Origin of the sequence: Roseixanthobacter finlandensis, assembly GCF_043195105.2 — a bacterium.
GTDB lineage: Bacteria > Pseudomonadota > Alphaproteobacteria > Rhizobiales > Xanthobacteraceae > NCEH01.
Genome location: NZ_CM195536.1, coordinates 3,214,836 through 3,236,373 on the forward strand (window position 1 = coordinate 3,214,836; position 21,538 = coordinate 3,236,373).

Below are 21,538 nucleotides of genomic sequence, written 5' to 3' on the forward strand. Positions count from 1 at the left end.
TTATGGCAGCCATGGCGGGTGCGACACCCTTCATCGTCAATACGCATGCGCAAAAGCCGGTTTTACCGCCCGTCGTCGCCTTAAATGACGTGACGAAGGTCTATGAAACGGCATCCGGTGGTACGGTGCATGCGCTGAGCAAGATCAACCTTGCGATCCACGGCGCGGAATTCGTCTCTGTTATCGGGGCGTCCGGCTGCGGCAAGACCACGTTGCTGCGCATCATCGGCGGGCTCGAGGACGGGTTCGGCGGCGAGCTTGTCCTCTCCGGCCGCAAGGGCGGCGGCCCGAGCCGGGATGTCGGCATCGTGTTCCAGGACGCGAACCTGCTGCCTTGGCGCACCATCCTCCAGAACGTGCTTCTCCCGGCGCAGGTGCTGCGCCTGGACAAGCAGGCGTCCCTGGCCCGCGCCCACGAGCTGATCGAACTGGTCGGCCTCAAGGGGTTCGAGGACAAATATCCGTTCGAGCTGTCCGGCGGCATGCGCCAGCGCGTCTCGATCGCCCGCGCCCTCATCCACGATCCCTCGGTGCTGCTCATGGACGAGCCGTTCGGTGCGCTCGATGCGCTGACGCGGGAGACCATGAACGCGGAGGTGCTGAAGATCTGGGATGCCACCAAGAAGACTGTCTTCATGATCACCCATTCGATCACTGAAGCGGTCTTCATGAGCGACCGGGTGATCGTCATGTCGCCGCGCCCCGGCCGGGTGATCGCGGAAGTGGATATCGCCCTGCCGCGGCCCCGGCACATCGGCATGCTGAGCGAGGAGAAATTCGGCGCCTACACCGGAAAGTTGCGCCGCCTGCTGGATGTCGGCACCGATTAGACCGCGTCCCGCCGCATCGCTTTGTTCCGCGCGTCTTCGCGCCACCCGAACCTATGAGTCATCGCCATGTCCCTCGACGCTACGGCCGCGGCCGAAATCCTCGCTTCACGCAAGCGCGAACGCCTGCGCTGGCTCTCCGTCTCCAGCGTGGATTCCCTCATCTCCTTCGGCGGCTTCGTGATGCTGGCGCTGGTGTGGGAACTGGCGGTGGATCTGTTCAAGGTCCCCGATTTCATCCTGCCCGCGCCCTCGGCCATCGCGGTTTCACTTTACAACGGTATTGCCTCCGGCCTGTTCGTCTATAACTTCTTCGTCACCGCCTTCCAGACCATTGCCGGCTTCCTGCTGGCGGCGGTGGTCGGAACCGCCATCGGCGCCGTGGTGGCGCAGTTCCGTATCGTCGAGCGCATCGTCTATCCCTGGCTCGTGGCATTGCAAACGCTGCCAAAAATCGCGATCGCGCCGCTGATCATCATCTGGGCCGGCTACGGCATCGGCTCCAAGGTCATCATCGTCGCGTTGGTGGCCATCTTCCCGGTGCTGGTGAACACCATCATGGGGCTGAAATCCTGCGACCAGGGCAAGCTGGACCTCATGCGCTCGCTCGGCGCGGGGCGGTGGGAAACCTTCCGCACGGTGCGCCTGCCGAACGCGCTGCCCTTCATCTTCGCCGGTCTGAACGTCGCCATCGTGCTCGCCATCCTGGGCTCGATCGTGGGCGAGTTCGTGGGCTCCAAGGCCGGGCTCGGCAATCTCATCCTGGAAGCGAATTTCCAGTTCGACGTGGCCCGCATCTTCGCGGTTCTGGTGGTGCTCGGCGTGTTCGGCGTCGTGCTCAGCCTGATCATGCGCATGGCCCAGAGCCACTTCCTGTTTTGGAACAAGTCGCTCAGCTGAAGGCGACCCAAATAAACCTAAAACAACCAGAGGCGGAGTTTGAATATGCGAAGCATTCGTTTGTCTTTATGTACGCTGGCGGCGGCGTTCGCCGTCACCGCCGCGGCCGGCAGCGCCGGTGCGGCGGAGAAGGTGGTCTATGCGGTCACGACCTCCAACATCTCGGTCGGCCACGCGGCCCAATCCTCGATCCCGCTTGCCGCCGATTTCTGGAAGCAAGAAGGTCTGGACGTCGAGGTGATCGGCCTGTCCGGCGCCACCGCCGGCGTGCAGCAGGTGGCCAGCGGCCAAGTGGATTTCGCCACCGTGGGCGGCGACGCGCTGCTGATCGCCCGGTCCAAGGGCATCAAGGTGAAGGCCGTCTATACTTACGCCCGCAAGTCGATCTATCGCATCGTCGTGCCGGAAGACAGCCCGATCAAGACCCTCGCCGACCTGAAGGGTAAGACTCTGGGCGTGCCCGACATGTCCGCCGGCTCGGTACCGTTCGCCCGCGCCGCGCTTTCCTCCGCCGGCATCGACCCGCAGACCGGTGTGAAATGGCTGTCGGTCGGCATCGGCGGCCAGGCGGCCAACGCCTTCCGCCAGAACGTGATCGACGCCTGGTCGTCCTGGGATACGGTGATCGCGGCGCTGGAGAACAACGGCTTCAAGTTCCGCTACATCGACCCGCCGTGGATCGACGAAGTGCTGGGCAACGTCATCATCGCCCGCGAGGAGACCATCGAGAAGAAGCCCGAGCTGGTGGTGAAGGTCGCGCGCGGCATCGCCGAAGCCTCGGTGTACGGCCTCACCAATCCCGACGCGGCCCTGCGCAACCATTGGAAGATGTATCCGGAGACCAAGCCGCAGACGGTGAATGACGACACCTTCAAGCAGGCCCGCCGCATCTTCGATTCCCGCTTCAATCTCACCAAGCTGGAGCCGGGCGTGAAGTGGGGCGAGAACGTGCCCGCCCAGTGGAAGCGCATGGCCGACATCTCCATCGAGGAGGGGCTGATCCCCAAGGATTTCGACGTGACCGCCGCCTATACCAACCAGTTCATCCCGAAGATCAACGACTTCGATGCGAAGAAGATCGAGGTGATGGCAAAGGCGTCCGCTTGGTGAGGACGCGTTAAGTTTGAGCACGTTCGGCGAACACCGGTTCGCCCAACGTGCTCTAGCTTTTTGTTTCAACGCGTTTTCTTACCGCAAAACCGGAATCCACTTTTGTTGAAAACGCTCTAACGCGCCAGCGGACCTAAGGCGCCACGTGATCTGCCCGTTTCACCCGTCCCCTAACAAGAAAAGCCGTGCCGCGCCTCGGCGTTGCACGAGGAGAACAAGAAATGACCGAACGACGTAAGGATCAGATGAGGCTGGGTGGCTTCTTCCATCCCACGGGCAATCACGTGGCCGCCTGGCTCGATCCCGGCGCCCAGATCGACGCCGGGACCAATTTCGATCATTATGTGCGGCTCGCGCAGACCGCAGAGAAGGCCAAGTTCGACCTGATCTTTCTCGCAGATGCCATCGCCACCCGCGACGGCAACCTTCAGGCGCTGTCCCGATGGCCGCAATACATGGCCTATTTCGATCCGGTAACCTTGCTCTCTGCGATCTCGGCCGTCACGAAACACATCGGGCTGGTGGCCACCGCCACCACCTCCTTCAACGAGCCCTACAGCCTCGCCCGCCGCTACGCCTCGCTGGACCACATCAGCCACGGCCGCGCCGGCTGGAACGTGGTGACCTCTTCCAACCCGTCGGAGGCGTTCAATTTCGGCCGCGATGCCCATTACGGCCATAATGAGCGCTATGAGCGGGCGGAGGAATTCGTCAAGGTCGTGAAGGGCTTGTGGGACAGCTGGGAAGATGACGCGTTCCTGCGCGACCGCGCCACCTCCCGCTATTTCGACCCCGCGAAGCTTCATTACCTCAACCACAAGGACAAGCACTTCACGGTGCGCGGGCCGCTGAATGTCGCCCGCCCACCGCAGGGCTATCCGGTGATCTTCCAGGCCAGCGCCTCCGACACCGGCAAGGAACTGGCGGCGCAGATCGCGGAAGTCATCTTCACCCCGCTCCACGATCTGGAGCAGGCGCAGAAATTCTATCGCGAACTGAAGGACCATGCGGCCAAATACGGCCGCGGCGAGGATGAGATCGTCGTAATGCCAGGCCTCAACGTGGTGGTCGCCGCGACCGAGAAGGAGGCGGACGAGAAGATCCGCTATCTCCAGAGCCTGATCCATCCCGATGTCGGCAAGGAACTGCTCTCCGCCGCGCTGGGTGGCATCGATCTCAGCCAGTGCGACGTGGAAGAGCCCCTGCCCGCCCATCTCGTCGCCGAGGAACTGGCTCGCTCCAATTCGCGTGTCTCCTACATGCTCAAGGGCAATCCCACATTGCGCCAGATGTACGAGCAGTTCGGCACCGGGCGCGGCCAGCGCACCGTGAAGGGCACACCTTCGAGCATCGTCGACCAGATGGAGAATTGGTTCGTGAACCGGGGCGTCGACGGCTTCCTCATCCAGCCGCCGGTCCTGCCGGCCGGGCTCGACGAATTCTGCGAACACATCATCCCGGAATTGCAGAACCGGGGCCTGTTCCGCACCGAATATAGCGGCAGCACGCTGCGGGAAAATCTCGGCCTGCGGCGTCCCGCCAGCATGTACGCGAAGGCAGGCTGAGGCGCATCGGCGCCGGCGCCGCCGTTCGCGCGGCGGCGTCCCCAAGGGAGGAAGAAGACATGAGCGTGCATGCGGCCTTTGAATGCGATCCGGCCCGCGAGCCCCAGGAATTCCGCCGCTGCCTCGGCCAGTTTGCCACCGGCGTCACGGTGGTCACGGCCAATGTGGGCGGCGAACTGGTGGGGCTGACGGTGAATTCCTTCGCCTCGGTCTCGCTGGACCCGCCGCTGATCCTGTGGTCGATCGGCCAGACGTCGAAGAGCTACCCCAAGTTCAGCATCGCGGAAAACTTCACCATCAACGTGCTGGCGCATGACCAGATCGCCCTGTCGCGCCATTTCGGCCGCTCGGGGCCGGACAAGTTCCAGGACATCGGCTGGAGCGCCGGGGAAACCGGGGCGCCGATCCTCGACAATGTGGCGGCCTTCTTCGAATGCAGCCGGGAATCCGAGCATCGCGGCGGCGATCACCTCATCCTTATCGGCCGGGTGCGGCGCGCGGTGCATTTCGAGCGCGGCACGCTGCTGTTCGCACAAGGGCGCTATCGCGTCGCCACCGACCATCCCGCCGAATCCAGCGCGGTGCGCGCCGCCTCCTGATCGATCCGCTGGCCGTGCGCGGGAGCGCGGCCCCTCAGATCGGCATGCCACGCGGCGGCGCACCAAGCCGGGCGTCGTGCGCCTCGCCCGCCAGCAGCGTCACTTCATGCAAGGGCAGCTCGCCCGTCGACTTCGGCAGGCTGATGGAGGCGCGCAGCCCTCCCGGCTGGTTGAACAGAACGATGTCGCCGCCGTGCCGCCGCACAATGGTGCGCGCGATGGAAAGGCCGAGGCCGAGGCCGCCGGTCTCGCGATTGCGCGAATGCTCCATGCGGAAGAAGGGCGCGAATACCTGCTCGCGGGCCACATCGGGAATGCCCGGCCCATCGTCCTCGACCACGATTTCGATATTCTCGGGCCCCTGCGTCACGCTCACCCGCGCGCGCTCGCCATAACGAACGGCATTCTCCACCAGATTGCGGCACGCACGGCGCAGCGCATCGGGCCGGCAGCGATAGCTGATCCTTTGCCCCTCGGCGAAGGTGACCGTATAGCCAAGTTCGGCGAGATCGTCGCACATGCTCTCCACCAGCGCCGGCAGGTCTACTGTGCGGGTGGTTTCCGCCGTGGCTTCCTCGCGCACGAAGGTCAAGGTAGCCTCGGTCATGGATTGGATTTCGGCGATGGTGCTGAGCATTTTTTCCCGCAATTCGTCGTCGGAGACGAATTCCGCTCGCAGCCGCAGCGAGGTGAGCGGCGTGCGCAGATCATGGCCGATGGCGGCGAGCATGCGGGTGCGATCGTCGATGAACCGCACCAGCCGGCTTTGCATGCGGTTGAAGGCTTCAGCGGTGCGGCGGATATCGTCCGGCCCGGTTTCCGGCAGCGGCGCGATCTTTTCCCCCCGCCCGAGCGCCTCGGCCGCCGCCACCAGGCGGCGCATGGGCTGGGCGATGCCGCGCGCCGTAATCACCGCGATGACCGACAGTACCAGCGCCGACAGGGCGAGCGAGACCGTGGATTGCGAGGTCCAGAAATTCTCCTGCGCGCGCTTGGCGAAGGCGGAATTCAGCCATGAGCCGTCGGCGAGCTGGACCGTGATGCCCATCGCGCCGTCATCGTCCAGATAAACGAACTTTGCCGGCCGCGAGAGCGGCCACGCATGAGGAGGAAGATCAATCCAGGATGAATTGAGGACATCGAGGCGTGGCGCCGCGCCGACGCCCGCTTCCGTCGGCACGGCCGTGTTCACCTCATTGCCCGGCGGCGCGAGCGGCGGCAGCGGTTGGCCGAGATAAGACCACGCCTGCTGGCGCCACGCGGTGGAATTCTTCGGCCGATCGGGCGAGATCCAATAGCGCGTGGTGCTGGTGCTGCTGGCGGCGAGGATATCCTTGTGGAGCGCCGCCGGCGTCGCCTCCAGCACGCGCGCGAGCGAGGCGCAGCGGCTGAGCGTCTCGGCCTTGGCGGCCTTGCGCATCACCTGCCCGTGCTCGTCCCAGGAAATGAAAAACACGACGGACTGCGACAGCATCAGCGACAGAAAAGTGAAGCAGATGAAGCGCGCGGCGAGACTGCGCGTCCACAGGCGCATCATCACGAAGCAACCTCCGCCACGAGGCTGTAGCCGCCGCCCCAATGGGTCTTGATCAATGCCGGACTCTTGGGGTCGGCCTCGATCTTCTTGCGCAGGCGGCTCACTTGATTGTCGATGGAGCGATCGAACGGGTCGGCCGCCCGGCCCACCGTGAGGTCGAGCAATTGATCGCGGCTGAGCACAAGGCCGGGATGGTCGAGGAACGCGCACAGCAGGCGGAATTCGGCGGTGCTGAGCGCGACCGCGATGCCGTCCGGCCCCAGAAGCTCCCGCCGCCCGGCATCCAGCGTCCAGCGATCGAAGCGCACCACCTTGGCCGCCATTTGCCCCTTCTGCGGCGGCAGGCTGTGAACCCGGCGCAGCACCGCCTTGATGCGAGCCAGCAGTTCGCGCGGGTTGAACGGCTTGGTGAGATAATCGTCGGCCCCGACCTCGAGGCCGACGATGCGGTCGGTCTCCTCGGCCATGGCGGTGAGCAGGATGACCGGCAGATCCGTGGTGCTGCGCAGGTGCCGGCACAGGGAAAGCCCATCTTCCCCCGGCATCATCACGTCCAGCACCACCAGATCGGGCGCATTGCGCTCCAGCAGGCGGCGCAAGGCGATCGCATTTTCCGCGAGGCTGATGCGGTAGCCGTGCTGCGTCAGGTATTTGCCGACGAGGTCGCGAATGTCGCGATGATCGTCCACGACGGCGATGTGATGTGCCGAGTTCATTTCGATGCTCCTCCCGGAACATACGCACGCCCGCCACCGCGCCCACCGGGATTATGTATCAGAATGTATCGCCCTGTGCCCATGCGACACACTGCGATTAAAAACTTGCACCGCCATCGATCAGATGCGGTTGCAGGCCCGTGGAATGCCGGTCCGGCCACGCGTGCGGCCACCATCCGGTCGTTGTCCTTCGGGCGGAGGTTTTGCGGCAATCTCATCACGGATCGGCGAGCTCGTATCAGAATGCCCGCATCGCCGGCACGCACGACATTTCGCGACAATTCCCATGGTGCGGCGCGATAGTTTTGCGACAACTTCAATCTAGCTTATGCATGCTTCGGCAATCACACGAATATGCAGATCAAATCTGCGTTAAACAGACGGATATACGAACATGCGTTACGCTATTCTTGCCCTGATTTCCGCTTCCCTGTTCGCAACCGCCGCTTCCGCGCGCGAAACCCACTTGGAGCAGCAGGCGCCGCGCAACCAGCAGCAGACCACCACCACGCCCGAGCAGCGCGACCAGACGCCCGTCATCTCCGAGCAGGATCGCCTGTTCCTGATGCTCGGCGATCGCGGCATCGGCAACGGCTGATCACGTTCGGCTGAAATCCTGCCAGAGGGCGGTCGGAATGCCGGCCGCCCTTGCGCGGTAACCCTTTTACGCATCTGGCTGGCGGCGCGCGCATCTCAAAGCCTCAGGGCCGCACGGCGGGTGCCTCCATGGGCAGGCCGGCAGCGCGCGACATCAGATAGAGTTCCAGATCGACATATTCCGGGGCGCCGAGGTCATAGGGCTCGGCCCGCACCCCCACCATGCAATTGCGCATCCGCCGTTGCAGCGAACCCAGTGCCTGCCATTCCAGACGATAGATGGGATACCCGTTGGGTTGCCCCTGGGTGATGGGGCTGCCGCCGAGACGGCCGCGCCAATTGTTGTCATGGCAGGAGGCGCAGGCGAGATCGAGCTGGCCCATGCGGCGCTCGAACAGGCGCCGGCCATTCTCCCGAAACGGCACAAGCCGCGCATCGGCCTCCGGCGTCACCGGCAGGCCGCGCGACTGGTGCGCCACATAAGCGGTGAGCGCGAGCAGATCCTGTCCGTCGCGGACGAGGGCGGTCGCGTTCTGCTGCCCGGTGCGGCACAGATTGATGCGTCCGGCGAGATCCACCGGGCGGTTCGCCCGCGCATCGAAGGCGGGATAGCGCGCCGCGACCCCGCGCATGCTGGTCTCGGCCGCGCCATGGCAATCCGCGCAGGATTTCGCCGACGCGCCGGCCGGGGCCTGCCACAGCCGCTCCCCATCCAGCACCCAGAGCATGCCGGGATTGGCGGCATCGTCGGCCTGCGTGGCACGGCTCTCCGCCGACATGAAATCAGCGCCGGACCTGCGATCCTGCGGGGCGATCTCCGCCGCCCCCGCCATGCCGCTAGCCGCCGCGAGCAGGACGCCCGCCACGCTGAACCTCAGGCCAACCACCACGCGCCGCATCAGGTCACGACGATCTCGGCGGTGGCGGTCTGCGTGACGCCGGCATCGTCGGTCCAGGCGAAGGTCAGGGTACCGCTCACGGTCGCGCGGGTGGAAAAGGCGAGATAGGGATTGGCCGAAACGGCGGGATGGAAATCGGCCGCGAACACCTCCGCGCCGTCGTAGGTGCAGACAAACCTTCGGATGATGTTGCGCGGAATCATCGCGCCGTTCGGGCCCTGGCGATAGCCGGTCTCCATGGGATGGGCGATCATTGCTCGGATCTCGACGATGTCCCCCGCCCGCGCGGTTTTTGGCACATTCACCAGGGCGCGGGTCATGACAGATCCTCGATGCAGGCGGCGAGCGTGACGATGACGCCGGCGCGGCTCACCCAGAAGCTGCCGTCGCTCATCTGCGCCACCGCGACAACGCTCTGGGAGGTGGCGGGGCGGATGCGCGTCGCCACCCGCGCGCGCCCGGCGCGGGGGCCGAGCTGGAACTGGATGATCTCGGCCTCGGGATTTTTCTCGTTGAACAGCGCGATGCGGCGCACGTGGTCGGCTTCGCTCATGGGGCTGTCGACATCGACCACGACCCCCACCGCATTGCCGTTTTCCACCAGCGGCGGCAGGTCGAGCCGCACCCGTCCCTCGTTAAGCGGCGCGCCGCCGGTGAAGGCGCGGAGCGCCTCGTCCAGCGTCGGCCGCGCCAGCGCTTCCAAAGGCAGCATGCACACCGTCAAAGCGCCCGCACCCGCCGCGAGGAAGGCGCGCCGGGGAAGGCCGGACGCGGCCGGTACGTCACATGAGGCGGGTGCGTCCACCATGGCTCACTCCTTCAGTGTCGAAAGATAGGCGACGAGATCCTCGATCTCACCCGCCGTCAGCAGCGGCTTTCCGCGCCACGCGGCGGCGACGCGCGGGGCATCGGCGATGCGATAATAGGCCGGCATGAGGCTTTCGGGATGCAGCGCTTTCATGTCGACGATCCGCAGCCGGATTTGCCCCGGCGACAGGCGGCCGCCGATCCCCGCCAGATCGGGAGCGAGCGTGCCTTGCAGTTGTTGTGGCCCGAAGGGTCCGGAATGGCACAGCACGCACAGGCTTTTGTGGCGATCCCCCATGAGCGCGGCCCCACGGGCCGCATCGCCCGCCTGCCCCGCCAGCGGACGGACGATGGCATCGCCCGCGACCGCATAGGGCAATGGCGCCTCCTGCGCACCCACCGGCGTCGCGGCGATGGCGAGCCCGGCGGCCAGGACGGACGCGAAGCTGGAGGGAAAATCCGTGCTTCCCGCCGTCACGCGAAAACCTCATGCGTAATGGTGTCGAACCAGGCGCCCGCATAGGTCGCTTCCAACACCCGCTGCGCGCGCGGCGCCCCGAGCGGGCTGACGCCTCCGGCGCCTTCCACTTCGGTCAGCAGGCCGGCGCTCGGGTGATAGACGCCGGCAATGGAGATGCCATAGTCCGGCGCGACGAGGCTGTAGCAGGTGTTGATCAGCTTCGGCGCCTGCGGCGCGCGTTCGTGCAGCAGGCTCGCGACGGCGGCGGCGCAGACCTTGGCCTGGGCATTGGCGGTGAAGGCGGATTTCGGCATCGCCCCGCCGATGGCCGCATCGCCGATCACATGGATGCCGGCCTGGAGGCGGGATTCGAACGTTACCGGATCCACCGGACACCAGCCGGTGCGATCCGCCACCCCCGCCGCCTGGGCGATGGCGCCGGCGCGCTGGGGCGGGATGACATTGATCACATCGCCCGTGTGATCGCCGAATTCCGTGATCAGCCTCTTGCCCGCGACATCCACCTCGGTCACGCGGCCGCCCTGGGACAGGCCCACCCATTCGATGAGGCCGGGATAGAGATCCGCCCACGCCGCCTGGAACAGCCGCTGCTTGGAAAACGCATCCTTGGCATCGAGGATCACGAGCTTGGAGCGCGGCTTGTGGGTCTTGAGATAATAAGCGATCAGGCTCGCCCGCTCGTATGGCCCCGGCGGGCAGCGGAACGGATTGGCGGGCGCGCTGATGAGCACGACGCCGCCATCCTCCATCGCTTCGAGCTGGCTTCGCAGCGCCAGCGTCTGCGGGCCGGCCTTCCAGGCATGGGGCAGGAGCTCGGCCGCCGCGGCGTCATAACCGGGCACTGCGGTGAAATCCATGTCGATGCCCGGCGCCAGGACCAGGCGCTGGTAATCGAGCAGCGACCCGTCCTCCAGGGTGACCCGGCGCGCCTGCGGATCGACCGCCACGGCGCGCCGGCGCACGCGCGTGATGCCGTCGCGGTCGAGCGCTGAATAATCGAAGCGTTGTGCCGCCATCTCCCGCAGGCCGGCGATGACGCCATTGCTGAACGGGCACGCGAGGTAATCCTCGTTTGGCTCGACCAGCGTCACGCCCAGCGTCGGATCGGCGCGCTTCAGTTCGCGCGCACAGGTCGCGCCGGCAAAGCCGCCGCCCACCACGATCACAGGCGCGCGCGCCTGTGCCAGCACGGCCGGCGCGCCAAGCGCCAGCGCCGCGCCACCGGCAAGGCCGGCGAGTACGCGCCTACGGCTGGGCGTTGGCCCGGCTGCCAGCGGCGATCCAGTCGGCGATGGCACGTGTTTCCTCATCGGTGAAGCCCTTGGCGATGCGATCCATGACGGTGGTGGGGCGCGCGCCGGTGCGGAACGCTTGCATGTCCGCGACGATCTCGCCCGCCGGGCGCCCGGCGAGCGCGGGAACCGCGCCTCCCGCCGCGCCGTGACAGCCCGAGCAGGACGAGCCACCGGGCGGTGCGGCGTGAGCGGCAGGCGCCCACAGCAGGGCGCCGAGCGCGGCGACCTGAAACGCCGCGCCCCCGCGGCGGGGCCGGGCGGTCCTGCCCGGCGCGGCCGCCCCGCTCATGCGAGCGGATGGTTCTTCAGCGGCATGGTGCGGATGCGCTTTCCGGTCGCCGCGAACAAGGCGTTCAACACCGCCGGCGCCGCCACCGCGATGGTCGGCTCCCCCACCCCGCCCCAGAAGCCGCCGGACGGCATGACGATGGTTTCCACCGCCGGCATCTCCGCAAGGCGCAGCACCGCATAGGTGTCGAAATTCTCCTGCTCCATGCGGCCGCCCTTCACCGTGCATTCGCCATAGAGGCACGCCGACAGCCCATAGACGAAGGACCCCTCCACCTGGCGCTCGATCTGCGCCGGGTTCACCGCATGCCCGGCATCGGTGGCGGCGACAATCCGATGGATCTTCAACTGCCCCTTATCCACCGACACCTCGGCGGCGGCGGCGACATAGCTGCCGAACCCCATGGTGTGGGCGATGCCGCGATAACCCCCCGCCGGCGCCGGCTTTTCCCAGCCGATGCGCGCGGCCACCGCCTCCAGCACCGCGCGATGCTTGGGATGGTTCGCCATCAGCTTGCGCCGGAACGCGAGCGGATCGACTCCCGCCGCGTGCGCCAGCTCGTCCATGAAGCATTCCATGTAGAGCGCGTTCTGGTTGAGGTTCACCCCGCGCCAGAAGCCCGGAGGGATCGGCGGATTGCGCATGGCGTGGTCGACCAGCACATTGGGGATGGTATAGCCCATATGGCCTTCCGGGCTGTTCGCCGTCAGCCCCTGGAACACCACCGGGTCCATGCCGCCCTGCATGCCTTCCGGCCGCACCGCCGCCAGGATCGACTGGCCGGAAATGCGCATGTGGAAGGCGATCAGATTGCCCTGCGCATCGAACCCGCCGGTGAGCTTGGCCTGGGTGATTGGATGGTAGGCGCCGTGGAGCATGTCCTCCTCGCGCGACCACAACAGCTTCACCGGCGTGCCGGGCATCTGCTTGGCGATCAGCACCGCCTGGCGGACATAATCCTGGAAATTGCCGCGCCGGCCGAAGCCGCCGCCCAGCAGCAGCTTGTGCACGTCGCACTTCTGCACCGGCAGTCCCGCCGCCTCCGCCGCAACGGCAAGGCTGGATTCGCCGTTCTGCGTCGGCACCCATACCTCGCACTTGTCCGCCGTATAGAGCGCGGTCGCGTTCATCGGCTCCATGGTGGCGTGGTTGAGATAGGGGAAGGAATAGGTCGCGGTGACGGTCTTGGCGGCACCCGCCAGCGCCGCCTTCGCGTCCCCCTGCTTGTTGCCCACGAAGGCGTCCGGCGCATCGAGGCCGGCGGCCAGCGTGGCGGCGATGTCGGCGCTGGAGAGGTTTTTGTTCGGGCCCTCGTCCCAGGTGATGGGCAAAGCGTCGAGCGCGGTCTTGGCCTGCCACCAAGTGTCGGCGACCACCGCCACCGCATTGTCGTCCACCTGCACCACCTTGCGCACGCCGGGCTTGCCGGCGACCGCAGCCGCATCGAAACTTGCCACCTTCCCGCCGAACACCGGACAGGCCTTGATGGTCGCGACCAGCATGCCCGGCAGGCGCAGGTCCGCCCCGTAGATCTGCTTTCCGGTCAACTTGTCCGCCGTATCGAGCCGCGGCAAGGGCTTGCCGGCGATGGTCCAGTCCTTGGGATCCTTGAGCTTGATATTGATCGGCGGCGTCTGGGCTGCGGCGGCATCGGCCACCTTGCCAAAAGTGGTGGTGCGGCCGCTCGCCGTGTGGGTGATCATCCCCTTTGCGGCCGTGCAGTCGCCGGCCGGAACCTTCCATTGCGCGGCGGCGGCGGCGATCAGCATTTCGCGGGCGGCGGCACCGCCCTGGCGCACATAGCTTTCCGAATCCCGGATGCCTCGGCTGCCGCCGGTGGAATAGCTGCCCCACACCCGGTTGCGGGCGAGATTCTCACCCGGCGTCGGATATTCGGTCGTCACCTTGGACCAGTCGCACTCCAACTCCTCGGCCACCAATTGGGCAAGGCCGGTCAGCGTGCCCTGGCCCATCTCGGAGCGGGCGATGCGGATGATGACGGTTTCGTCGGGCTTCACCACCACCCAGGCATTCACCTCCGGCGGGAGGGCCGAAGCCCCTTGGGCCATCGCCGCGTCGGCGAACGGCACATGGAAGCCCAAGGTGAAGCCGCCGATGGCGGCGGCGGAGCCGGCGATGAAGGCGCGGCGCGATACGTTCGGCTGATATGTCATGTCACCCTCCCTCACCCGGCCTGCTTGGTGGCACCGCCCGCGGCGGCCATGTGGATCGCCGCGCGCACCTTGGGATAGGTGCCGCAGCGGCAGATGTTGGTGATCTCGGCGGAGATGTCGTCGTCGTTCGGCTTCGGATTTTGTTGCAGCAGCGCCGCCGAGGCCATGATCATGCCGGACTGGCAATAGCCGCATTGCGGAACGTCCAGCGCCAGCCACGCCTTCTGCACGGGATGGCTGCCATCGGGCGAGAGGCCTTCGATGGTGACGATCTTCTGGTCATCCCCGACCGCGCTGACCGGCAGCGCGCAGGAGCGCGTGGCGACGCCGTCAATATGCACGGTGCAGGCGCCGCATTGAGCGATGCCGCAGCCGAACTTGGTGCCGGTGAGGCCCACCTGTTCGCGGATCACCCAGAGCAGCGGGGTGTCGGGATCGACTTCGACGTCCCGAATCTGGCCATTGATGGTCAATCGAGCCATGTTGATCTCCTGAAGGACGAGGCTTTTAGATCGAGGCTTTGGGCGCGCCCGCGCGTCACAGCGCAGAGGCCCCGCCATGCAGGCGGCGGGCGACGCGCCGGTTTGAAATCCAGTTTCGCGAGCCTAGGCGGCAGCTGTCGCAAAACCTTGCCCGGCAGGACCGGGTTTGTCGCAGTTTGTCGCAGAACGTCCCGCGCATAAGAGTTGATACAATTTCAGATCGGCGGGCGGCCCGGCACGCGCGCCGCCGCGCTCATTGCGGCTTGGCGCTCTCCTGCGCCCGCAGAAAAGCGATCACCGCCTGGCGCTGCGCCGCATCGCGCAGGGCGAAGGTCATGGTGGAGCCGGGGACCACGTCGCGCGGATTGTTCAGATAGGCGTCGAGGCTCGCTTCGTCCCAGGTCACGGCAGCGCCGCGCATGCCGGGCGAATAGCGCGCCCCCTCCACTTTGCCCGCGGGCCGGTCATAAATGCCGGCAAGGCTCGGGCCGATGCGGTTCTGGCCGGCTTCCAGGCTGTGACAGGACCCGCAGCGGGTACGGAACACCTGCTCGCCCGCCGCAGCCGAGGCCGCTGGCGCGGCGGCGGGAGGCGTGGCGGTGGAAGGGTTTGCGCCGGCATCCTGGGCCCGGGCTGGAACGCCAAGGGCGATGGTGGAGAGGAGTGCGGCCAACGGCGGCAACGCGCGCAGAAGGGTGGGGCGGGCGAGACGCATCAATGCTCCTTTTGAAAGGCGCGCGGCCGGCGGCTGGGCATCATCCAGGCCGGGCCCGGACACGACATGCCGCCGGCCGGGCGGTGCGCCGGAACGGCTGAGGAATGCGGAGGACAACTCCGACCCGCGCACCATCGCCCGCGCCCATCGCAGAATTTTGCCAGGAACGCCCGAAACTGTCGCAGATTGTGACGAGCGGGCGCGGTGTTACAGCTCGATACAGTCCGCCCGCGTCCCGTTCGCCACCGAATCCGCGTGAACCGCCGCGGGCCATGTGGGACACCTTCCGAAATGCGTCGGAATGCGCGAATCTGCCGGGGTGCGACGTGCCGTATCTTTTCGTCCTGCGTACCGTTTTCCTGATGTTTTCCGCCCTCTGCGCCTCGGCGCTGGCCGATGCCGGCGCGGCGCGGGCACAGGCGCCGGCCGGGCTTTCCGCACCGGCGGGCGCGCGCCTCCAGGGCGTGGTGCTTTTGAGCCGCCACGGCCTGCGCGGCCCCACCAAGGCCACGCGCTGCGCGCCAGCGACATCGGGCGCCTGCTTCGACGCGCTCGCGAACCGCCCCTGGCCGGCGGATGTCGCGGCCGGACACCTGCTGCCGGAAGGCTATGGCCGCGTCGCCCGGCTCGGCCACTTCTATCGCAGCCATTATGCTGCGCTCGGCCTGCTGGCTGGCGGCGCCTGCCCCCCGCCCGACGCCGCCGCCTTCACCGCCGATAGCTCCGAGCGCACCATCGTCACGGCCGGCGCGCTGATGGACGCCATGTTCCCCGGCTGCGCGATCCCCCGCTGGTCGGTCAGTGCCGATGTCTATAAGGGGCCGTCCTGCGGCTTCGATCCCGCGCTGGCGGCCCGTGCCGCGCAGGCCATGGCCGGCGGCTCCTGGGCCGTGGCGGCGGCGGGCACGTTGCGCGCGCCCCTTGCCGCCATGGATGCGGCGCTCGGCCCCTTTTCCGCTGCCGGCTGCGCGGCCCACGGCGCCACCGCCCCGTGCTCGCTCGCAAGCGTACCGGTTTCCGCCGAAGCGCCGGGGCCGATCGCCCTCGCCACCGCGCCGTCCGAGCAATTCCTCATGCAATATGCCGCCGGCCACCCGCCCGACCAGGTGGCCTGGGGCCGGCTGGAGGCGGCGAGCGGCCGTCCGCTGCCGCAGGCGCTCACTTTCGTCAGCGCCATCCATGCCTTTTACGACCGCGCCGCGCACATGCCGAAATACCAGGCCGTGAAAAAGGGATCGCCGGTGCTCGCCCGGGTTCTGGAGGCGCTGGAGGCGACGGCGGGCGAGGGTCCCGCGCTCCAGGTCTTCGCCAGCCATGACGATCTGATCTTGAATGTCGCGGGCATGCTCGATCTGCGCTGGCAGCTTGAAAGCTATCAGCCCGAGCAGGTGCCGCCGGGCGGCGCCATTGCCTTCGAGCTGTGGCGGAGCTCCAAGGGCGAAAGCATGGTCCGCCTCGTCTATTTCGCCCAGACCATCATGCAGATGCACGCGGACGCGGTGCTCTCCGACGCCACCCCGCCGGCCTCAGCGCTGTTGCCGCTTCCCGCCTGTGAAACCGGCGCGGATGGCCTCTGCCCGTTTGCGCGCTTCCGCCAGATCGCGAGCGAGGCCATCGACCCGGCCTGCGTGGGAAAGCCGGAGCGGTCGTCGCCCTGACCGGCCGCCCGCCTCACAACCGCGCTTCCCAACCGCGCCTCACATGGAGGCCAGCGCGCCATTTGCGATGTCGCACACCAGCATATGGCCGGGCGCGTGGGTGATGCAGAATTCCGGCCGAACGCTGGCGATCACCGCCTGCGGGGTGACGCCGCAGGCCCAGAACACGGGCACTTCGCCGGGCCGGATCTCGACCGGGTCGCCATAATCCGGCGCGCCGATGTCGGCGATGCCGATGGCCGCGGGATCGCCGATATGCACCGGCGCGCCGTGCACGGAGGGAAAACGCGAAGTCACCTGCGCGGCGCGGATGGCATCGGCCGGCGAGAGCGGGCGCATGGAGACCACGAGCGGCCCGCTGAATCGCCCCGCCGGCTGGGTGGCGATGGAGGTGCGATACATGGGCACGTTGCTGCCCTGCTCGATATGGCGCACCGGCAGCCCGGCGGCGAGCATGGCCTCTTCGAACGAAAACGAGCAGCCGATCAGGAAGGCGACCAGATCGTCCCGCCACAGATCGGTGATGTCCGTGGGTTCGCTGACGAGCTCGCCCGCGCGCCACACCCGGTAGCGCGGAATATCGGTGCGGATGTCGAGGTCGCGGCCGAGCAGCGGGAGGAACGGATCGCCCACTTCCGACACCCCCACCAGCGGGCAAGGCTTCGGGTTGCGCTGACAGAACAGCAGGAAATCATACGCCAGCGCGCGCGGCAGAATGGCGAGATTGGCCTGGACGAAACCGGGGGCGACATTGGCCGTCGGACCGCTCAACGCGCCGGAACGGGCGGCGAGGCGGGCCTCGTACGGCATCGCGGGAAGAGATGGGGAAGAGATGGGGGACATGTGGCGCCTCCGCGGGTCAGCGGCGCAGGGCGGCGTCAAGCGCCGCCTCCGCCGCTTGTCCGATGGCCAGGATCGCGCGGTCGCGGCCCGCCGCCCCGGCGATCATCAGGCCGACCGGAGCCGTTCCGGGCCAGTGGCAGGGAATCGACAGGGCGCAGCCGTCGAGGAAATTGATGAAGGTGGGGTTGCGCAGCATGAGGATATTGGCAGCCCCATAGGCGGCGTCGTCCGCCTCCAGCGTGGCGAGCGCGGGGGCGATGACGGGCACGGTCGGCAGGAGCAGGGCATCGAACGGCGCGATGCGCGCTTCGAGCGCGGCGATCCAGGCGGCACGAGCCTCCAGCACATCGATATAATCGGCCGCCGACATGTCCCGCCCACGCATGAGCCGCACCAGGACGCGCGGATCATAGCGCGGCCCCGCGCGCTCGATCAGCGCACGATGCCAGTGCCATGCCTCCGCGGCGATGAGGCCGCCCTTGGCATTGATGGCGGGAAGCTGCGCGAACTCGGGAACGGCAATCTCGCGCACCTGCGCGCCCGCCGCCGAAAGGATCGAGAGCGCCTGGGAAAAGGCGGCGGAGACCGCGCTGTCCATGCCGTCGAGGGCCATGGTGGTCGGCACGGCGAGCCGCAATCCCTCAAGCGCGGCGGGGGCCGGCACCTCCGCCCCACTGCCGGAGAGAATGGAATCGAGGATCGCGCAACAAGTCACGGTCGGCGCGATGGGGCCGATGGAATCCAGGCTGGTGGACAGCGGCAGCACGCTGTCGCGCGGCACACGGCGCGCGGTCGGCTTAAAGCCGGTGAGGCCGCACAAAGCGGCGGGAATGCGCACCGAGCCGCCGGTGTCGGTGCCGATGGCGGCCGCAGCCATGCCGTCGCTCACCGAAACCGCGGCGCCCGAGGAGGAGCCGCCTGGAATGCGCCCGGTGGCCCGGTCATAGGGATTCAGCGGCGTGCCGTAATGGGGATTGAGGCCGAGGCCGGAAAAGGCGAACTCGGTCATATTGGTGCGGCCGGTCAGCACCGCCCCGGCGGCCAGCAGGCGCGCCACGACCGGGGAATGGGCAGCGGCGGGCGGCGCGTCGTCAAGCGCCACCGATCCGGCGCGCGTGGTCTCGCCGGCCACGTCGAACAGGTCCTTGACGGAGAGCGGCAGGCCTTCGATGGGCGAGCGGGAAACGCCCGCCCTGTGCACCGCGTCGGAGGCGCGCGCCAGTTCGCCGGCGCGCGTTCCATAGAGCGTCGTGAACACCCGCGCCCCCTCCCCGGCCGGATCGCCCGCGCGGTCGAGCGCCGCGTCCGCCAGGGCGACGGCGCTGGTGCGGCCAGCGTCGAGGTCGGCGCGCAGATCGGTGAGGGGGCGCATCATGGTCAGGCCACTTCCGGCAGGATGTCGATGGTGTAGCTGTGGTGGATCGTGCGGCCCTTCACCGGGTCGAACAGCTCCATGGTGAAGGCCGGCGCCGGGCGAATGCCGCCGATGGCACCCACCGTGCCGCAGATCATGCCGACACCCGCCGGCAGGGCCTTGGCACCGCCCGTGAAGCCCTCGATCAGCTCCAGCGGCGGACGCAGCGTGGAGAGCGGGCCTTCCTGATAGAGCACGCTCTTGCCGCCTTCCTCGATGAAGGCGCGGATGATCATTTCGTCCCAATGGCCGGCAACGTCCGCGAAGCGCCAGGCGGTGCGGGCGATGGGCTTGGCGCAGATCTGCTTGGAAAGCGCGACGCCCTGCGTCTCCAGCTTGCGGTCGGTATGGTCCGAGGACAGGCTGACATACATCTCGCCCTCGGCGGAGAACACGAAGGTCTCCACCTCGCCCGAGGTCGCCGCGCCCAGCACCTGGATGCGGTCGGCCTGGGTCATGAGGTTCTCGGCGGCGCGATAATAAAGCGGCACGGTGCTCGGGCGCGGCACGCCGATGGCGTACAGCTCCTCGATGTGGTGCTCGATGGCAGCCATGTCGCGCCCGGCCCAGCCGGCGACGACGAGAGCGGTGAGATTGACCTTGAGCGCCCGCGCGGCGCCCTCGGCTTCGACGTTGAAATTCAGTTCCATGACAACCTGCGAAGAAAGACCGGGGGAAAGCCGCGCCTCAGGAGAAGACGCGCGGCAGGTACAGGGCGAGGCCCGGAAAGACGGAGATCAGCACCAGCAGCACCGCCATAGCGAAGACGAACGGCAGGGAACCGACGATCACCGCCCCCATCGACCCGCTCTTGCGCAGGCTCTGCACCACGAACAGGTTGAGGCCGACAGGCGGGGTGATGAGCGCCGCTTCCACCAGGATGATGATGAGGATGCCGAGCCAGATCGGGTCGTAGCCGAGCTGGAACATGATCGGCGCCACGATCGGGATGGTGGTAATCATCATGGAGAGCGTCTCCATGAAGCAGCCGAGGATCAGGTAGAAGATCACGATCACGAACAGCATCGCCGTCGCGGAAATCCCGAGCCCGGAGATGGAATTGGTGATGGCGTCGGTGATCCCCGTGGCCGACATAACGAAGTTGAGGAAGCTGGCCGCGAGGATGATCAGCATGATCATCGCCGTTGCCTTCATGGTGCCTTCCACCGCCGCGCGCAGCATGGTCAGTGTCAGCCGGCCGAACCAGGCGGCGAGGATGAGCGCGCCCAGCACGCCGAGCGCCGCCGCCTCCGTGGGCGTCGCGAGCCCGGCATAGATCGAGCCGACCACCAGCAGGAAGATGCCCAGTGGGGGGGCGAGATGCACCAGGCTGCGCAGCCGCTCGCCCCAGCTCGCCTGGATCTTCTGCCCGCCCCATTGGGGCTTGGCGATGCAGGCCACGATGATGGTGAACATGAACAGGCCCGCCAGCAGCAGGCCGGGAATAATGCCGGCGAGATAGAGCTTCGGCACCGAGGAATTGGTGAGCACGCCGTAGATCACGAGGTTGATGGACGGCGGGATCAGGATGCCCAGCGTGCCACCGGCGGCCAGCGAGCCGAGGAACAGCGGCTCGTTATAGCCATAGCGCTTGATCTGCGGGATCGACACCGTGCCCACCGTCGCCGCGGTGGCGACGCTGGAGCCGGAGGTCGCCGCGAACAGCGCCGAGGCGCCGATATTGGCATGCATCAGCCCGCCCGGCAGCCAGGAGAGCCACAGGCTCATGGCGCTGTACATGCGCTCCGCGAAGCCCGCCCGCAGCAGCACTTCGCCCAGCAGGATGAACAGCGGAATGGCGACCAGCAGGAATTCGTTGTTGGTGCTCCAGGCCAATTCGCCCATGGCGCGCGAGAGCGGGAGCATGGAATAGAGCGGATCAAGGATGAGCCCGAGCACGCCGAGGGCCGCGCCCACCGGAATCGACAGGCCGATCAGCACCAGCAGAAGGACGATGGTGGTCGCGATCATGATGCCACCTCTCCCTTCACCATGCGTTCGCCGGCGGCGGCTTCTTCCTCGGCCTCCTCCTGGGTGGAGCGCACGCCGGCGATGGATTTCACCGTCGCGATGTCGCCCGTGACGAGCGCCACCGAGGCGCGCAGCAGCATCATGGCGAGGATCACGCACATGAACACCAGCCCGAGGAACCACAGGCCCTGGGGAATGAACAAAGGCGTGGCGAGCGGCGTATTGGCGTGGGAACCCTGGGCGATGGAGGTTCCGACCACGTCATAGGCGTAATAGGTCAGCACGCCCATGAAGGTGCCGAGCGCCACCAGCGACAACCAGTCGAGCACCGCTGCGACGCGCACCGGCATGTATTGATAAAGCACGTCGACGCGCACATTGGCCCGCTGGAGCGTCGCGAAGGCGAGCGACCAGGACGTGCTGATGGCGAAGGCGTAGCTGGAGAGTTCATCCGCCCCGCCGGTGGTCCAGCCGATGAACTTGCGGCACAGCACGTCGAAGGAGATCAGCAGCACGCTGGCGATGGTGAGCGCCCCGCCGAACCATACCGCGCCCCGCGACAGGGCTTCGGCGAAGCTGAGCACCTTGGCAAGCGCTGGATGGGGTGTCGGGCTGTTCATGGCAGAGGCTCCACGGACGCGACGGTCGGGAGGACCGGA

General features: G+C 67.2%; 23 protein-coding genes. 7 read left to right on the forward strand and 16 right to left on the reverse strand.

All coding sequences use genetic code 11. The features are described 5' to 3' along the window. Window positions 1–2 precede the first annotated feature (2 nt). The 5 genes from V5G24_RS15240 to V5G24_RS15260 all read left to right on the forward strand — a co-directional run bounded on the left by V5G24_RS15240 (window position 3) and on the right by V5G24_RS15260 (window position 5,001). Complete coding sequence (locus V5G24_RS15240; protein ID WP_394081489.1) at window positions 3–830, forward strand: ABC transporter ATP-binding protein; 828 nt, start codon at window positions 3–5, stop codon at window positions 828–830. A 66-nt stretch (window positions 831–896) separates the two neighbouring features. Further along, a complete protein-coding gene (locus V5G24_RS15245) occupies window positions 897–1,727 on the forward strand; it encodes an ABC transporter permease (RefSeq protein WP_394081488.1) in 831 nt (276 codons plus the stop codon). Window positions 1,728–1,772: 45 nt separating this feature from the next. Beyond that, window positions 1,773–2,837, forward strand: a complete 1,065-nt coding sequence (locus V5G24_RS15250; protein WP_394081486.1) for an ABC transporter substrate-binding protein — start codon at window positions 1,773–1,775, stop codon at window positions 2,835–2,837. A 221-nt stretch (window positions 2,838–3,058) separates the two neighbouring features. Continuing rightward, window positions 3,059–4,402, forward strand: a complete 1,344-nt coding sequence (locus tag V5G24_RS15255; protein WP_394081484.1) for an LLM class flavin-dependent oxidoreductase — start codon at window positions 3,059–3,061, stop codon at window positions 4,400–4,402. Between the two features lie 59 nt (window positions 4,403–4,461). Beyond that, complete coding sequence (locus V5G24_RS15260; RefSeq protein WP_394081482.1) at window positions 4,462–5,001, forward strand: flavin reductase family protein; 540 nt, start codon at window positions 4,462–4,464, stop codon at window positions 4,999–5,001. Window positions 5,002–5,035: 34 nt separating this feature from the next. Here V5G24_RS15260 and V5G24_RS15265 read toward each other — a convergent pair whose 3' ends face one another. Together V5G24_RS15265 and V5G24_RS15270 are read right to left on the reverse strand one after the other, a co-directional pair. After that, window positions 5,036–6,538 carry a sensor histidine kinase gene (locus V5G24_RS15265; protein ID WP_394082096.1) on the reverse strand — a complete coding sequence of 501 codons (1,503 nt, stop codon included), beginning with the start codon at window positions 6,536–6,538 and terminating at the stop codon, window positions 5,036–5,038. Beyond that, a complete protein-coding gene (locus V5G24_RS15270; protein ID WP_394081480.1) occupies window positions 6,538–7,254 on the reverse strand; it encodes a response regulator in 717 nt (238 codons plus the stop codon). Before V5G24_RS15270 ends, V5G24_RS15265 begins: the two co-directional genes overlap by 1 nt. Before the next feature lie 394 nt (window positions 7,255–7,648). On the opposite strand from V5G24_RS15270, the gene V5G24_RS15275 reads away from it, so the two are divergent. Further along, window positions 7,649–7,852: a hypothetical protein gene (locus tag V5G24_RS15275; RefSeq protein ID WP_394081478.1), complete on the forward strand. Its 204-nt coding sequence runs from the start codon at window positions 7,649–7,651 to the stop codon at window positions 7,850–7,852. A 103-nt stretch (window positions 7,853–7,955) separates the two neighbouring features. Here the strand turns inward: V5G24_RS15275 and soxA are convergent, their stop codons facing one another. The 9 genes from soxA to V5G24_RS15320 all read right to left on the reverse strand — a co-directional run bounded on the left by soxA (window position 7,956) and on the right by V5G24_RS15320 (window position 14,993). Next, a complete protein-coding gene (gene soxA / locus V5G24_RS15280; RefSeq protein ID WP_394081476.1) occupies window positions 7,956–8,750 on the reverse strand; it encodes a sulfur oxidation c-type cytochrome SoxA in 795 nt (264 codons plus the stop codon). Then, a complete protein-coding gene (gene soxZ, locus V5G24_RS15285) occupies window positions 8,750–9,070 on the reverse strand; it encodes a thiosulfate oxidation carrier complex protein SoxZ (RefSeq protein ID WP_394081474.1) in 321 nt (106 codons plus the stop codon). Before soxZ ends, soxA begins: the two co-directional genes overlap by 1 nt. Then, window positions 9,067–9,558 carry a SoxY-related AACIE arm protein gene (locus V5G24_RS15290; RefSeq protein ID WP_394081472.1) on the reverse strand — a complete coding sequence of 164 codons (492 nt, stop codon included), beginning with the start codon at window positions 9,556–9,558 and terminating at the stop codon, window positions 9,067–9,069. The genes soxZ and V5G24_RS15290 overlap by 4 nt, the downstream gene beginning before the upstream one ends. 3 nt (window positions 9,559–9,561) lie before the next feature. Then, window positions 9,562–10,035, reverse strand: coding sequence for a sulfur oxidation c-type cytochrome SoxX (gene soxX / locus V5G24_RS15295; protein ID WP_394081470.1), 474 nt, complete (start codon window positions 10,033–10,035; stop codon window positions 9,562–9,564). Continuing rightward, window positions 10,032–11,336 carry an FCSD flavin-binding domain-containing protein gene (locus V5G24_RS15300; protein ID WP_394081468.1) on the reverse strand — a complete coding sequence of 435 codons (1,305 nt, stop codon included), beginning with the start codon at window positions 11,334–11,336 and terminating at the stop codon, window positions 10,032–10,034. The genes soxX and V5G24_RS15300 overlap by 4 nt, the downstream gene beginning before the upstream one ends. Beyond that, window positions 11,284–11,622: a c-type cytochrome gene (locus tag V5G24_RS15305; RefSeq protein WP_394081466.1), complete on the reverse strand. Its 339-nt coding sequence runs from the start codon at window positions 11,620–11,622 to the stop codon at window positions 11,284–11,286. Before V5G24_RS15305 ends, V5G24_RS15300 begins: the two co-directional genes overlap by 53 nt. After that, on the reverse strand, window positions 11,619–13,796 hold the full coding sequence (locus tag V5G24_RS15310) for a xanthine dehydrogenase family protein molybdopterin-binding subunit (protein ID WP_394081464.1): 2,178 nt from the start codon (window positions 13,794–13,796) through the stop codon (window positions 11,619–11,621). Before V5G24_RS15310 ends, V5G24_RS15305 begins: the two co-directional genes overlap by 4 nt. Before the next feature lie 11 nt (window positions 13,797–13,807). After that, entirely contained in the window at window positions 13,808–14,278 is a 471-nt protein-coding gene (locus V5G24_RS15315; RefSeq protein ID WP_394081462.1) for a (2Fe-2S)-binding protein, read from the reverse strand. Window positions 14,279–14,531: 253 nt separating this feature from the next. Then, window positions 14,532–14,993 (reverse strand): c-type cytochrome, encoded by a 462-nt coding sequence (locus tag V5G24_RS15320; RefSeq protein WP_394081460.1) that lies wholly within the window; start codon window positions 14,991–14,993, stop codon window positions 14,532–14,534. Between the two features lie 326 nt (window positions 14,994–15,319). On the opposite strand from V5G24_RS15320, the gene V5G24_RS15325 reads away from it, so the two are divergent. Next, window positions 15,320–16,651, forward strand: a complete 1,332-nt coding sequence (locus tag V5G24_RS15325) for a histidine-type phosphatase (protein ID WP_394081458.1) — start codon at window positions 15,320–15,322, stop codon at window positions 16,649–16,651. 39 nt (window positions 16,652–16,690) lie between these two features. Here V5G24_RS15325 and V5G24_RS15330 read toward each other — a convergent pair whose 3' ends face one another. From V5G24_RS15330 to V5G24_RS15350, 5 genes are read right to left on the reverse strand one after another with little or no spacing between them, the layout of a single operon-like run. Next, on the reverse strand, window positions 16,691–17,494 hold the full coding sequence (locus V5G24_RS15330; protein ID WP_394081456.1) for a putative hydro-lyase: 804 nt from the start codon (window positions 17,492–17,494) through the stop codon (window positions 16,691–16,693). Between the two features lie 16 nt (window positions 17,495–17,510). Further along, entirely contained in the window at window positions 17,511–18,869 is a 1,359-nt protein-coding gene (locus tag V5G24_RS15335; RefSeq protein WP_394081454.1) for an amidase, read from the reverse strand. A gap of 2 nt (window positions 18,870–18,871) precedes the next feature. Further along, a complete protein-coding gene (locus tag V5G24_RS15340; RefSeq protein WP_394081452.1) occupies window positions 18,872–19,558 on the reverse strand; it encodes a DUF2848 domain-containing protein in 687 nt (228 codons plus the stop codon). 37 nt (window positions 19,559–19,595) lie between these two features. Next, entirely contained in the window at window positions 19,596–20,879 is a 1,284-nt protein-coding gene (locus V5G24_RS15345) for a TRAP transporter large permease (RefSeq protein ID WP_394081450.1), read from the reverse strand. After that, window positions 20,876–21,499, reverse strand: coding sequence for a TRAP transporter small permease subunit (locus V5G24_RS15350; RefSeq protein ID WP_394081448.1), 624 nt, complete (start codon window positions 21,497–21,499; stop codon window positions 20,876–20,878). The genes V5G24_RS15345 and V5G24_RS15350 overlap by 4 nt, the downstream gene beginning before the upstream one ends. Window positions 21,500–21,538 lie beyond the last annotated feature (39 nt).

What these genes read in the sequence shown, in the direction of transcription:
- soxZ (WP_394081474.1), bottom strand. Translation starts at nt 9,070, where the DNA reads ATGACCCGCGCCCTGGTGAATGTGCCAAAAACCGCGCGGGCGGGGGAC.
- V5G24_RS15350 (WP_394081448.1), bottom strand. Translation starts at nt 21,499, where the DNA reads ATGAACAGCCCGACACCCCATCCAGCGCTTGCCAAGGTGCTCAGCTTC.
- V5G24_RS15240 (WP_394081489.1), top strand. Translation starts at nt 3, where the DNA reads ATGGCAGCCATGGCGGGTGCGACACCCTTCATCGTCAATACGCATGCG.
- V5G24_RS15270 (WP_394081480.1), bottom strand. Translation starts at nt 7,254, where the DNA reads ATGAACTCGGCACATCACATCGCCGTCGTGGACGATCATCGCGACATT.
- V5G24_RS15245 (WP_394081488.1), top strand. Translation starts at nt 897, where the DNA reads ATGTCCCTCGACGCTACGGCCGCGGCCGAAATCCTCGCTTCACGCAAG.
- V5G24_RS15315 (WP_394081462.1), bottom strand. Translation starts at nt 14,278, where the DNA reads ATGGCTCGATTGACCATCAATGGCCAGATTCGGGACGTCGAAGTCGAT.
- V5G24_RS15260 (WP_394081482.1), top strand. Translation starts at nt 4,462, where the DNA reads ATGAGCGTGCATGCGGCCTTTGAATGCGATCCGGCCCGCGAGCCCCAG.
- V5G24_RS15340 (WP_394081452.1), bottom strand. Translation starts at nt 19,558, where the DNA reads ATGGAACTGAATTTCAACGTCGAAGCCGAGGGCGCCGCGCGGGCGCTC.
- V5G24_RS15330 (WP_394081456.1), bottom strand. Translation starts at nt 17,494, where the DNA reads ATGTCCCCCATCTCTTCCCCATCTCTTCCCGCGATGCCGTACGAGGCC.
- V5G24_RS15305 (WP_394081466.1), bottom strand. Translation starts at nt 11,622, where the DNA reads ATGAGCGGGGCGGCCGCGCCGGGCAGGACCGCCCGGCCCCGCCGCGGG.
- V5G24_RS15345 (WP_394081450.1), bottom strand. Translation starts at nt 20,879, where the DNA reads ATGATCGCGACCACCATCGTCCTTCTGCTGGTGCTGATCGGCCTGTCG.
- V5G24_RS15290 (WP_394081472.1), bottom strand. Translation starts at nt 9,558, where the DNA reads ATGGTGGACGCACCCGCCTCATGTGACGTACCGGCCGCGTCCGGCCTT.
- V5G24_RS15255 (WP_394081484.1), top strand. Translation starts at nt 3,059, where the DNA reads ATGACCGAACGACGTAAGGATCAGATGAGGCTGGGTGGCTTCTTCCAT.
- V5G24_RS15250 (WP_394081486.1), top strand. Translation starts at nt 1,773, where the DNA reads ATGCGAAGCATTCGTTTGTCTTTATGTACGCTGGCGGCGGCGTTCGCC.
- V5G24_RS15265 (WP_394082096.1), bottom strand. Translation starts at nt 6,538, where the DNA reads ATGATGCGCCTGTGGACGCGCAGTCTCGCCGCGCGCTTCATCTGCTTC.
- V5G24_RS15275 (WP_394081478.1), top strand. Translation starts at nt 7,649, where the DNA reads ATGCGTTACGCTATTCTTGCCCTGATTTCCGCTTCCCTGTTCGCAACC.
- V5G24_RS15335 (WP_394081454.1), bottom strand. Translation starts at nt 18,869, where the DNA reads ATGATGCGCCCCCTCACCGATCTGCGCGCCGACCTCGACGCTGGCCGC.
- V5G24_RS15320 (WP_394081460.1), bottom strand. Translation starts at nt 14,993, where the DNA reads ATGCGTCTCGCCCGCCCCACCCTTCTGCGCGCGTTGCCGCCGTTGGCC.
- soxA (WP_394081476.1), bottom strand. Translation starts at nt 8,750, where the DNA reads ATGCGGCGCGTGGTGGTTGGCCTGAGGTTCAGCGTGGCGGGCGTCCTG.
- V5G24_RS15310 (WP_394081464.1), bottom strand. Translation starts at nt 13,796, where the DNA reads ATGACATATCAGCCGAACGTATCGCGCCGCGCCTTCATCGCCGGCTCC.